The organism is Thalassorhabdus alkalitolerans, from assembly GCF_042656525.1.
In the GTDB taxonomy this organism is placed as follows: domain Bacteria; phylum Bacillota; class Bacilli; order Bacillales; family Marinococcaceae; genus Thalassorhabdus; species Thalassorhabdus alkalitolerans.
Map to the genome: position 1 here is coordinate 19,630 of NZ_JBHSOZ010000017.1, position 12,915 is coordinate 32,544.

Consider the following 12,915-nt stretch of genomic DNA (forward strand, 5'->3'; position numbering starts at 1 on the left):
TTTATGAAAGGAAAGAAGGAATTGCTGCCTTAGTCGTTGAATTTGAGTATCAAGACTTTTATTTGGCAAAAGGTGGTGACAGAATGGAAGTGACAGACGTAAGACTTCGCCGGGTAAATACCGATGGAAGAATGAGAGCGATAGCCTCTATTACAATTGATAATGAGTTTGTTGTTCATGACATTCGTGTGATTGATGGGAATAATGGTTTGTTTGTAGCTATGCCTAGTAAACGTACCCCGGATGGAGAGTTTAGAGACATCGCCCACCCTATTTCTTCACAAACGCGTGAAAAGATCCAAACAGCTGTTTTGGGTGAGTACGAACGTCAGGGAGAATTAGAAAACGTAGAATTCGAAGAAGCTGGAGCTTCTTAATTTATACTTACACGCCAAGCGGCCTTGCAGAATTTGAGCAAGGTCGCTATTTTTTGGGAAAATAATGAAGTTAAGGTGAGCCGCGTGAAGAAAAGTTGTAAAGGTTTTATGACCAGATCAAGACAAACCTTGAAAAGGTCTTTTTTTTAGGATATATTCGTAATGGAAAAAAGCATGCTTGGGGGATAAATAATGAGTGATCGCTTTGCAGTTATTTTGGCTGCGGGACAAGGAACACGAATGAGATCTGACTTGTATAAAGTACTTCATCCTGTATGTGGTAAACCTATGGTTCAACATGTGGTAGAGCAGGTCCGCCATGCAGGCTTATCAGAAATCGTCACAATTGTAGGGCACGGTGCGGAGATGGTAAAAGATCATTTGGGAGACCGGAGTTCTTACGCTCTGCAGGAAGAACAACTGGGAACAGGGCATGCTGTAGAACAGGCAGAAAACCAGCTTGCCGGCAGGGACGGAATAACCGTTGTTTTATGTGGTGATACACCGTTACTCACTGCGGAAACAATAACCGATTTAATGGACCACCACGAAAAAACAAGTGCAAAAGCTACAATTTTGACTGCTAAAGCAGATGACCCAACGGGCTACGGCAGGATTCTGCGTGATGAAAAAAGTGGAGTTGTTACCCGTATTGTAGAACATAAAGATGCAAATGATACTGAACGGGCTGTAAAGGAAATAAATACAGGTACCTATTGTTTTGATAATAAATCCCTATTTAAGGCTTTAAAGCAAGTTGAAAATAATAATGTTCAAGGAGAATATTACCTTCCTGATGTGATTGAAATCTTAAAAGAGCAGGGGGAAACGATCTCTGCCTGGCAGACTGAAGATTTTACAGAAACGATAGGTGTAAACGACCGGGTAGCTCTTTCCAAAGCGGAGCAGGCTATGAAACGCCGAATCAATGAGAATTGGATGAGGCAGGGTGTTACTCTTCTTGACCCTGATAATACTTATATTTCTTCAGAAGCAGAAATTGGACGCGATACGGTCCTTTCTCCAGGTGTAATAATAACAGGCCGTACAAAAATCGGAGAAAAATGCACAATTGGCCCTCACAGTGAATTAATTGACAGTACCATTGGAAACAGCACTCATATTAAACAGTCTGTTGTGGCTGACAGTGAAGTGGGGAACAATGTAAATATTGGCCCATTTGCTCATATCAGGCCTCAATCACAAATTAGTGATGAAGTGAAGATCGGGAACTTTGTGGAAGTGAAAAAGTCTTCCATGGATAAAGGAAGCAAGGCTTCTCACTTAAGCTATATTGGGGATGCCGAAGTAGGCACAAACGTTAATTTAGGCTGTGGTTCGATTACAGTAAATTATGACGGCAGTTCAAAGCACCTGACAAAGATCGAGAATGATGCTTTTATCGGATGCAATTCTAATTTGATCGCTCCTGTAACTGTCGGAGAAGGTGCATATGTGGCTGCTGGATCGACAATTACCGACGATGTACCGGGCAAAGCTTTATCCATTGCTCGCGCAAGGCAGACAAATAAAGAAAATTTTAAAAAGAAATCTAACCAATAATAGCACGGAGGGAATAAAGAAATGGCAATGTATGATGATCCGTATTTGAAGGTATTCACCTTAAACTCTAATCCAAAGCTGGCTGAGGAAATAGCAGAACATATAGGGATTGATTTGGCAAAATGCTCGGTAAAGCGTTTTAGTGACGGCGAAGTTCAAGTCAACATCGAAGAAAGCATCCGAGGGTGTGACGTATTTATAGTCCAGTCAACTTCTGAGCCTGCAAATGAACATCTTATGGAGCTTTTAATTATGGTGGATGCCGCCAAACGTGCTTCAGCTAACACCATCAATGTGGTGATACCTTATTATGGATACGCCCGTCAAGACCGTAAAGCCCGCTCACGTGAGCCGATTACTTCAAAGCTTGTAGCAAACCTCCTAGAGACAGCAGGAGCCACGAGAGTGCTTAGTATGGATCTTCATGCTACACAAATACAAGGATTCTTTGATATTCCTGTGGATCAGCTTCTCGGTGTGCCCCTTCTTTCCAAGCATTATGAGGAAAAAGGATTAGAGGATGTAGTCATTGTTTCTCCGGACCACGGAGGTGTGGTACGGGCAAGAAGAATGGCTGACCGTTTAAAAGCTCCGATTGCTATTATTGATAAAAGACGTCCAAAGCCTAATGTGTCCGAGGTTATGAACATTGTCGGTAACGTAGAAGGAAAAACTGCCATTATTATTGATGACATTATCGATACCGCCGGAACGATGACATTAGCTGCAGATGCATTAATTGAGCATGGCGCCAAAGAAGTGTATGCATGCAGCACGCACCCGGTATTATCAGGGCCTGCTATTGAACGGATCAAGAATTCGCAAATTAAAGAGCTGACTGTAACAAATACAATCGCTCTCCCAGAGGAAAAGAAAATCGAAAAGATTCATGAGCTTTCCGTTGCTGGTCTAATGGCAGAAGCGATTATCCGTGTACACGAGCACACGTCTGTCAGCACGCTGTTTGATTAAAGCAAAGAAGTATGGTTTTCTATAAAGAAGAAACATTTCCACTAAGGTGTACAAACGAAAAACTTACCACTTGCCAGTAACATTCAACAACCTTTTCAAGTAATTTATTCAGATTTTTGGTTTCGGAAGATGAAATGTCGGGAATAAAGAATAATGGACACTAATAAGGGGTGAATAGAATGTCAGCAGTATTAGAGGCTAAGTCACGTACAGATTTAAAACGTTCTGCCACAAGAAAGCTTCGCGTGGAAGGTTTTGTGCCAGGTGTACTATACGGTAAAAAAGTAGAGAGCACACCGGTAGCGGTTGAAAATGTTGACTTTATTAAAACCATTCGTGAAGTAGGACGTAACGGCATTGTAGAATTAGAAGTGGAATCTACAGGAAAGAAACATAAAGTTATCGCTCATGATATTCAAGTAGATCCGCTTAAGGACCATATCATGCATATAGACTTCTTTGAAGTTGATTTAGATGCTGAAATGGATGCAGATGTTACAGTAAGTCTAACTGGAGAAGCACCGGGTGAGAAAGAAGGAGGCATTGTCTCTCATCTTCTTTACAACATTACCGTGCGAGCTAAGCCAGAAGATTTTCCAGAAGAAATAACAGTGGATATTTCTGAACTAAACATTGGTGATTCCATTCAAGTTGACGCCTTGAAGTCCGGCAGAAACTTTGAAATTCTAGGTGAACCGGATGAAACAGTGGTAACCGTGCTTCCACCTCAAGAAGAGGAAGAGCCTGCTGCTGAAGAAGGCGGAGAGCCTGAGCTGGTAGGCGAAGAGGGTGCAGAGGAATCTGGTGAAGACGCCTCTGAAGACAATAATGATTCAAATCAATAACAAATAGATTACAAGGTATAGCCGGTTGTGGCCGGGTATACCTTTTTCACATCTGAGATTTTTGAAAGGAAAGACGGAGGTAGAGCCTGTACGGGCTCTTCTCCGTCCATTCTGCGTGAAAGAAAGCGATGAAGTGAGGGAAAGATTATGAAGCTCATTGTCGGTTTAGGCAATCCAGGGGCAAAGTACAATGAAACAAGACACAATGTTGGCTTTGAAGCTATTGATATAGTGGCAGAAAAATTGAGTATCTCTTTAGATCAAAGCAAATTTAAAGGGGTATACGGGACAGGAGTTCAGGGTGGCGAAAAAGTATTTTTACTTAAGCCCCTGACCTTTATGAACTTATCAGGGGAATCGGTTAAGCCGTTGCTTGATTACTTCTCCATTGAACCTGAAGATGTACTAGTAATATATGATGATTTAGACCTGGAACCAGGTTCATTGCGCCTTCGGCAAAAGGGGGGCCATGGAGGCCATAATGGCATGAAGTCTCTTATCAACCATTTGGGCACAAAAGATTTTAAAAGAATCAGAATAGGTGTTGGACGTCCCGAAGCAGGAGCATCCATTACCTCTCATGTGCTGGGTAAATTTCCGCCTGAGGAAAAGGAAGCTGTAAAGGAAGCGATTGAGAAGTCAGCTGAAGCCGCTGCTCTGTGGACGAAAGAGGATTTTGCTTCAGTGATGAATGAGTTTAATCGCAAAGAAGGAGTATAGGGAATGCTTCTGCCGTTTATACTACGAAAAAATAGCTGTAAACGGTAGAAGGGAGTATGCATATGGCAATTTCATATCACTGCCGTCATTGCGGGACAACCATCGGTGAGGTAGAAGACGATCGGCTGCTGGATTCTCATAAGCTTGGTTTACAAGAGCTTACAGAAAGTGAACGGGCAGAAATGGTTCATTACGGAAATAATGGAAATACCTATGTGAAGGTCACATGTGAGCATTGTCAGGAGGCATTGGAGAGAGATCCTTCTTTGCATGCAATTGAGCGTTGGATTAACTAATTAATCGTATTATCATGATAGTATATAAGATAGAAAAACAGCTTTGGTGAGACGTGAGCCAAAGCATTTTTCTGTTCTCTGGCTGCAAGTAAGGTGGAAAGAAGCAGTCTTGGATTGTATATAATTGGTGTACAGCAGCTATGTGCATCTGAATAGATAAGTAGGAGAAGGCCGTCATCCTGTTCCAAAGAGTGGGAGAGGTGGTTGAGAAATGAGGAGGAACAAAAAGAATGAAGGGTATCCAACAGGTCTTACTGAACAATAAAGATGTTCAAGCGGTAAAAGAGGGGGTGGAAGCGGGTTTAAAGGAGCAGTTGGTAACAGGGTTGACAGGGTCGGCCCGCACGATGTTAATGGCTTCGTTTTTTGAAGAGACTTCCCGCCCACAGGTTGTGATCACACATAACCTGTACCAAGCTCAAAAACTCTATGAAGACTTAATAGATCTTTTAGGTGATAATGTTTACTTATACCCTGTGAATGAACTTATTTCCTCGGAAATAGCTGTGGCCAGCCCTGAAATGATGGCTCAGCGAATCGAGGTATTAAATTCACTGCTGCATGGAAAGAAAGGCGTTGTGGTTGTCCCTATTGCAGGAATGAGACGTCTTCTCCCTCCTCCATCTCTATGGGAGCGCTGTCAATATCGTTTAAGAGTCGGGGAAGATCTGCCTATAGATGACTTTGTGTATACGCTGACATCTACGGGGTATCAACGAGCGGATATGGTCAGCTCTCCAGGCGAATTCAGCATTCGCGGAGGTATCATCGATATCTATCCACTGACAGAGGAAAATCCTCTGCGTATTGAACTTTTTGATACCGAGATTGATTCCATTCGCTACTTTCACGCAGAAGACCAGCGTTCATTAACGCAAGTAAAAGAAGTGCTCATTGGTCCGGGCCAGGAAATTATTCTGTTTAAAGAGCATCTATACCGGGGAGCAGAAAAGCTTGAGCACTCCCTTGCAGCCTCTTTAAAGAAATTGAAAAACAACGAAGTGAAGGAAAAGCTCCAAAGCTATTTAACGTATGAAAGGGATCAGCTCCGCGAGGGAAGCAGATTTCAGGGGCTGTATAAGTACGTAAGTTACTACTACGAGGAAACCGGCACGTTATTAGATTACCTGCCGGAAGACTCACTGGTAATGGTTGATGAATTAACAAGAGTTCAGGAAATGGCAGAAAGGCTGGACAAAGAGGAAGCTGAGTGGAACACCGCATTACTGGAGCAAGGTGAAGTCCCACATGACCTTGAATTATCCATCCCATTTGAAAAGCTTTTTACTCGTATGAAGCAGCCAAAGGTTCACCTGTCCTTGTTTTTACGTCATGTGCCTACCATTAATCCGCAAAATATTGTAAATGTGAACTGTAAGTCAATGCAGCAGTTCCATGGGCAAATGCCTGTGTTACAGGGGGAAGTTGACCGATGGAAAAAAGGCAGCTTTACAGTGGTATTCGTAGCAAGTGATGATGAGCGGGCGAAAAAGCTGCAAAATATACTGAGTGATTATGATATCGTAACGGAAATAGCGAAGGAAGGTACCTCACTTCGACCAGGATATCTATATATCACCACGGGGTATTTAAACAGCGGCTTTGAGCTTCCTATGGAAAAGATAGCTGTGATTACGGAAAAAGAAACGTTTACGAAGAAAGTAACAAGAGCAAGAAGAGGTCAGAAGATTTCTAATGCTGAGCGGATCAAAAGCTATTCAGAGCTTCAGGTCGGTGACCTTATCGTTCACACTAATCATGGGATAGGTAAATATTTAGGAATTGAAACTCTTGAAGTAAACGGTATTCATAAAGATTATTTAAATATTTCCTACGCAGGAAACGATAAGTTGTATGTGCCTGTGGAACAAATAGACCAGGTGCAGAAATACGTCGCTTCAGAGGAGAAAGACCCTAAGATCTACGCGCTTGGGGGAAATGAATGGAAAAAGGTTAAACGAAAAGTACAAAATTCAGTAGAAGATATAGCAGACGACTTAATCAAGCTTTATGCCGAAAGAGAAGCTTCGAAAGGTTATGCCTATTCACCTGACAGCCCTGAACAAAAAGAATTTGAATCTTCTTTTCCTTATCAGGAAACAGAGGACCAACTAAGGGCAATTCAAGAAATTAAAGAGGACATGGAGAAAGGCAGGCCAATGGACCGTCTTCTTTGTGGAGATGTTGGTTATGGGAAAACGGAAGTTGCAATCAGGGCTGCCTTTAAAGCCATTATGGATGGGAAGCAGGTAGCAATACTGGTGCCGACGACCATACTTGCCCAGCAGCATTACGAGACCATCCAGGAACGGTTTTCGGAATACCCTATTAATGTAGGCCTCTTAAGCCGTTTCCGTACACGAAAGCAGCAAAATGAAACGATAAAAGGGTTAAAGGCAGGAAGCGTAGATATTGTAATCGGTACCCACCGCGTTCTTTCCAAGGATGTAATATTCAAGGATTTAGGTCTATTAATCGTGGATGAGGAGCAGCGTTTTGGCGTGACCCATAAAGAAAAGATTAAGCAGCTGAAATCTAATATCGATGTGCTTACGCTGACAGCCACTCCTATACCAAGAACCCTTCATATGTCTATGCTCGGTGTCCGGGATTTGTCCGTTATTGAAACACCTCCGGAGAACAGGTTTCCCGTTCAAACGTATGTGCTCGATTATAATGCATCGCTCATCAAGGAGGCCGTAGAAAGAGAATTGAGCCGGGGAGGACAAGTGTATTTCCTCTACAACCGCGTAGACGATATAAGCCGTATGGCAGATCAAATTTCTATGCTTGTTCCGGAAGCAAATGTCACCTATGCACACGGGCAAATGAACGAACAAGAGCTTGAGTCAGTGATGATAGACTTCCTGGAAGGAAATAAAGATGTCCTGGTGACAACTACTATTATCGAAACAGGTGTAGATATACCGAATGTAAACACTTTAATCATTTACAACGCTGATAAGATGGGGCTCTCGCAGCTGTATCAAATACGTGGACGGGTAGGAAGATCTAACCGGGTGGCTTATGCCTATTTTACCTACCAAAGGGATAAGGTGCTAAGTGAAGTTGCTGAAAAACGGCTGCAGGCTATTAAGGAATTTACAGAATTAGGCTCCGGTTTTAAAATCGCGATGCGCGATCTTTCTATCAGAGGTACAGGAAATCTTCTCGGTGCCCAGCAGCACGGCTATATTGAATCCGTGGGGTTTGATTTGTATTCACAAATGCTGAAGGATGCAATTGAAGAGAGGAAAGGGGATAAACCAAAAGAGAAAGCACCTGAACTTGAAATTGATATGAAAGTAGATGCTTATATACCTGCCAGCTATATTGAAGACTCCAAGCAAAAAATTGAAATGTACAAACGTTTTAAAGGAGTGGAGTCAACAGAGGATATCAGGGATCTGGAGGATGAAATGATTGACCGCTTTGGTGATTTCCCTGTGGAAGTCAAGAACCTTATTTCTCTGACAAAAGTTAAGGTATACGGACAGGAAGAAGGAGTTGAGGCTTTGCTGCAGGAGAACAACAAAACTTCACTCATTCTTTCAAAAGAAACGAGTGATCAGATAGACGGGGCAAAGCTGTTTGCTGTCATAAATGATCTTGGCAGAGAATTGGGTCTAGGAGCGACGGATCAAAAAATCAAAATTGTTCTTCAACGACGCAAGATGTCAGATGAAAAGTACTTGGGCATACTCGAAAAGCTTTTGAAAAGGCTGCCAGAAGCAAAAAAAGAAACGGTTAATCAGACCAATTAAACAGTATTAAAGGGAAAACAGGCAAATTTTAAAAAATATATGGAAATTGAATGAATAGTTCTTTTTTGGTGACGGATAATAGGAGTAGCAAAACGATGAAGTAGAACTTTTCAACAGAAAAGTCTCGAAAAGAAAGGCAGCTAAGTTTATACCACCATTCTTTTATTCATCTCATCAAGAGAAAACAACTTAGAAAGTGAGGCATCTCAGATGAAAGCTACTGGTATTGTCCGTCGGATTGATGATCTCGGAAGGGTCGTCATTCCTAAAGAAATTCGCCGAACTTTACGAATAAGGGAAGGCGATCCATTAGAGATTTTTGTAGATCGAGACGGGGAAGTCATACTGAAGAAATATTCCCCTATCTCAGAATTGGGTGATTTTGCAAAGGAATATGCAGAGGCATTATACGAAACACTGCACCATCCTATTTTGATCGCTGATCGCGATACGTACATTGCTGTTTCTGGGGGATCAAAGAAAGAGTATGGCACGAAAAGCGTTGGAGAAGTAGTTGAGGAAGCCATCTCCGAACGTCAGACAAAGATCGAGAGCAGTCAAGGAGAATATAACGTCGTCAGTGACCATAAGGAAGAAATGCAAGGCTATGTGGTAGCTCCTATCATTGCTAATGGTGATCCTATTGGAGCAGTTGTTATGGTTGCCAAGAATGAATCATTTCATAGTGAAGTAACACAAAAGCTTCTGGAAACTGCAGCCGGTTTTCTAGCCAGACAAATGGAGCAATAATAAAGATTATAACCGATTTCAAAAAAGCAGCCAGCGGGCTGCTTTTTTGCAGTCATCTTTCGTTCTCTTAGGAAAGTCGTACAATGTGATATAATTAACGCCGGATACAATCCCGGGAGATAAAGCTACATATGAGAAAGGAAGAGCCTTTTTGGAGAATCGGAACATACCCGCTGGCAGTAAATTAATAAAGGGAGCTCTTATCCTTTCAGCAGCCGGTTTACTGGGAAAAGTACTTAGTGCTCTATACAGAGTCCCTTACCAGAATTTAACCGGAGACTTAGGTTATTATGTTTATCAGCAGATTTATCCATTCTACGGAGCTGTAATGGTCATCTCCATGTATGGGTTTCCGGTGATTATTTCAAAAATGATGCTTGAAGATCGTTTACATAGATCCAAGGGAGAGGAAATCGCAGCCGCCTCTTTTATATTACTTTCACTTTTTTTCCTGCCGTTATGTATTCTATTGTGGGTAGCTGCTCCTTTTCTTGCAGAGTGGATGGGAGACGAAATGCTAGCGTTCCCGCTTCAAATCATCTCTTTATCCGTATTGACAGTCCCCTTTCTAGCTTCAGTCCGCGGGTACGGACAAGGAAGGGGAAATATGGTACCTACAGCTGTTTCTCACCTATCCGAGCAAGTGCTGAGAGTAGCGGTGATATTGATATTTGCTTGGGTTACATACATAAGCCAGGGAACAGCATATCAGGCAGGAACAGGAGCAGCCCTTGGGTCAGTTATCGGAAGTGCAGCGGGAGCTGTGGTACTCTTTTTTGTTACATTTAAAAGCCACCCGATTTCCTTTACACATCTTCACTGGCCAAGTGTGTTTGCTTCAAGCAGACAAATAGGAAAAAGACTTTTTGTAAATGGTATGCTCGTTTCTTTAGGAGCTATGATGTTTATTATCTATCAGCTTGTTGATGCATTGATGGTCATTCGAATGCTTCAAGGAGCAGGACTTGCTGGAGAAGAAGCGATGGTGGCAAAAGGTGTATTCGACCGCGGCCAGCCTCTCTTACAGTTTGGAACACTGGCGGCTACTGCATTTTCCTTAGCTGTAATTCCATATATCAGCAGAGAAGTTTCAAGGAAAAACGAGAAGGAAGCCCGCATATTCGGGGAGCTTGCCATAAGGGTAAGCATCATTCTTGGGGCAGCAGCTGCCTTGGGGCTGTGGGTCATTGCTGAATCCGTAAACGTCATGTTGTTTGTTAATGGACACGGTACAGAGGTGCTTAGGTGGCTTGGCTTAACACTAGCCGTAAGCGGCGCAGCCGTCACATCAGCAGCTGTACTTCAAGGCAGAGACCACTTTTATCTGCCGGCTATTCACTTAAGTATAGGTATTATCGTCAAAATTTCTTTGAACATTTTGCTTATTCCAGCTTTCACAACAATTGGAGCTGCGGCAGCAACCGTAACAGGGATAGGAGTTACAGCTCTGCTAAATATTATTTTTATTTACCGAAAAGGCTATGCTGTAAAAATACAAGCCTTGCATGTTGTCAAAGGGGGAGCTGCTCTGCTTTTTATGTTACTGTGCACTTGGATTTTACATACCTGTCTTATGACTGCAGGGGAAGGTGGACGGGGAGTTCATGCCATTGCGGCGGTATGTTCTGCCACCGGAGGAGGAGGCATCTTTTTGCACCTCTTGTTACGCTGGAAAGTGATCTCCTCTCCTGAAAGCAGCTATCTCCCTGGCATGGACCGTTTAGAAAAGATTCTGTTGGTAAAGGAGCGATCAGCATGACTAGTAAAAAAATTTCAATCGTAGGTCTAGGACCTGCAGGTCTTGAATTTCTTCCACTAGGAGCATACAGGTTCATTAAAAAACAAGAGAAGGTCTACGCCAGAACAACAGATCATCCTGCTGTGAAAGATCTTCAGGAGGAATCTATAGCAATTGACAGCTTTGATTATTTATACGAAAAGCATGGAAATTTTGAGGATGTTTATAAGGAGATTGTAGAACGGCTCAGTGAGGAAGCACGCTCAACGAATGTTTGCTATGTCGTTCCTGGTCATCCCATGGTTGCTGAAATGACGGTACAGCTGCTCATTGAAAAAGAAGCAAAGGGTGAAGTGTCTATAGAATTTAAGGGAGGAGCAAGCTTCCTTGATCCCATGTTTCAAGCTCTTCAGATTGACCCGAGTGATGGTTTTCAGCTTTTAGATGCGACTGAGCTGAGTAAGGAAAATATGAATGTACGACAGCATATGATCATTACCCAACTATATGATCCACTTATTGCTTCGGAGGTTAAGCTTACTCTGATGGAAAAAGTTCCAGATGACTATGAGGTAAAGCTGGTAACAGCGGCAGGGTCTAGGAGGGAAAGGGTAGAGACGCTCCCTTTGTATGAGTTGGACAGAAAAGCGGAGATAAGCAATTTAACAGCACTATATATTCCTCCAGTAAAGGATGAAGCGCTCCTGTACCAGGACTTCAACACACTTCGGCAGGTAATTGCAGAGCTTAGAGGTCCAAATGGCTGCCCGTGGGACAAAAAGCAAACACACCAGTCTCTTAAAAAATATCTTCTTGAAGAAGCTTACGAAGTATTGGACGCTATTGATGAAGAAGATGACTGGCATCTTCAAGAAGAGCTGGGAGATGTATTGCTTCAAGTCATGCTTCATGCGCAAATTGGAGAAGATGAGGGTTACTTCACGATAGATGATGTGATAGAAACCATTACAGAAAAAATGATTCGCCGCCATCCTCATGTATTTGGAGAAGAGCAGGCAGAAACGGCCGACGAGGTAGTGACTAATTGGGATGCAATAAAAAAGGAAGAGAAAAAAAACAAAGGGGAAGATACAGAGACATCCTCTATATTAAGCAGTATCCCCGTGTCCCTTCCGTCCTTAATGAGAGCATTCGATCTCCAAAAACAAGCAGCGAAAGTGGGGTTTGACTGGGGCGAAGCAGAGCCAGTCTGGGCTAAACTTCAGGAGGAAATAGAAGAAATAAAGGCTGAAATTCAACAAGCTGACAAGGAAGCGATGAAAAAGGAATTCGGGGATCTGTTGTTTGTCCTGGTAAATCTGGGCCGCCACTATGGCCTTCATCCTGAAGAATCCCTTCATATGACGAACCAGAAATTCCAACGTCGATTTGCCTATATCGAAAAAAGGGTACGAGAAGAAAAGAAAAACCTTGAGGACATGAAATTAGAAGAAATGGATGCTTTATGGGAAGAGGCAAAAAGGAAGGAGAGAGAATCATGAGAATTGATAAGTTTTTAAAGGTTTCCCGTTTAATCAAACGCAGAACCTTAGCAAAAGAAGTGGCTGCCAAGGGAAGAATTACAGTTAACGGAAACAAGGCTAAAGCCGGCACCGAGGTAAAAGAAGGCGACGAGATTGCGATTCAGTTTGGAAGTAAAAAAGTTACGGTAAGGGTAGAGGCAATCAAGGATACGACAAAGAAAGAAGAATCAAATTCGATGTACACTGTTTTAAAAGAAGAAGTGCAAGAGGCAAAAGAAGAGGAGAGAAATTACTAAAGTTAACCTGGCTGCGGTCAGGTTATTTTTGTTTTGCTTATTCGTTTATTCTATTACTCTCTTGTGACGCATAGGGATGAAACAAGCTAAAGAAACAGGAGAGTGGTCGT

Annotated in this window: 11 protein-coding genes; all 11 read left to right on the plus strand. The window is 42.5% G+C overall.

Annotated features, from left to right (window positions below):
* Positions 1-83 precede the first annotated feature (83 nt).
* The 11 genes from spoVG (at position 84) to ACFPU1_RS16945 (ending at position 12,805) form a co-directional block, all read left to right on the plus strand.
* Entirely contained in the window at positions 84-377 is a 294-nt protein-coding gene (spoVG, locus tag ACFPU1_RS16895; RefSeq protein WP_054637341.1) for a septation regulator SpoVG, read from the plus strand.
* A gap of 192 nt (positions 378-569) precedes the next feature.
* Positions 570-1,940 (plus strand): bifunctional UDP-N-acetylglucosamine diphosphorylase/glucosamine-1-phosphate N-acetyltransferase GlmU, encoded by a 1,371-nt coding sequence (gene glmU / locus ACFPU1_RS16900; protein ID WP_385943169.1) that lies wholly within the window; start codon positions 570-572, stop codon positions 1,938-1,940.
* Positions 1,941-1,961: 21 nt separating this feature from the next.
* Entirely contained in the window at positions 1,962-2,912 is a 951-nt protein-coding gene (locus ACFPU1_RS16905) for a ribose-phosphate diphosphokinase (protein ID WP_083465565.1), read from the plus strand.
* Between the two features lie 179 nt (positions 2,913-3,091).
* A complete protein-coding gene (locus ACFPU1_RS16910; protein WP_054637343.1) occupies positions 3,092-3,757 on the plus strand; it encodes a 50S ribosomal protein L25/general stress protein Ctc in 666 nt (221 codons plus the stop codon).
* A gap of 147 nt (positions 3,758-3,904) precedes the next feature.
* Complete coding sequence (pth, locus tag ACFPU1_RS16915) at positions 3,905-4,477, plus strand: aminoacyl-tRNA hydrolase (RefSeq protein WP_385943171.1); 573 nt, start codon at positions 3,905-3,907, stop codon at positions 4,475-4,477.
* A 62-nt stretch (positions 4,478-4,539) separates the two neighbouring features.
* A complete protein-coding gene (locus ACFPU1_RS16920; protein ID WP_054637344.1) occupies positions 4,540-4,773 on the plus strand; it encodes an anti-sigma-F factor Fin family protein in 234 nt (77 codons plus the stop codon).
* Positions 4,774-5,003: 230 nt separating this feature from the next.
* Positions 5,004-8,537, plus strand: a complete 3,534-nt coding sequence (gene mfd, locus ACFPU1_RS16925; RefSeq protein ID WP_054637345.1) for a transcription-repair coupling factor — start codon at positions 5,004-5,006, stop codon at positions 8,535-8,537.
* A gap of 210 nt (positions 8,538-8,747) precedes the next feature.
* The gene (gene spoVT / locus ACFPU1_RS16930; protein WP_385943173.1) at positions 8,748-9,287 is read left to right on the plus strand and encodes a stage V sporulation protein T; all 540 of its coding nucleotides are present in this window, start codon (positions 8,748-8,750) and stop codon (positions 9,285-9,287) included.
* 151 nt (positions 9,288-9,438) lie between these two features.
* Positions 9,439-11,046, plus strand: coding sequence for a putative polysaccharide biosynthesis protein (locus ACFPU1_RS16935; protein ID WP_385943175.1), 1,608 nt, complete (start codon positions 9,439-9,441; stop codon positions 11,044-11,046).
* A complete protein-coding gene (yabN, locus tag ACFPU1_RS16940; protein ID WP_385943177.1) occupies positions 11,043-12,527 on the plus strand; it encodes a bifunctional methyltransferase/pyrophosphohydrolase YabN in 1,485 nt (494 codons plus the stop codon). The genes ACFPU1_RS16935 and yabN overlap by 4 nt, the downstream gene beginning before the upstream one ends.
* Positions 12,524-12,805, plus strand: coding sequence for an RNA-binding S4 domain-containing protein (locus tag ACFPU1_RS16945; RefSeq protein ID WP_100400548.1), 282 nt, complete (start codon positions 12,524-12,526; stop codon positions 12,803-12,805). The genes yabN and ACFPU1_RS16945 overlap by 4 nt, the downstream gene beginning before the upstream one ends.
* Positions 12,806-12,915: the final 110 nt, after the last annotated feature.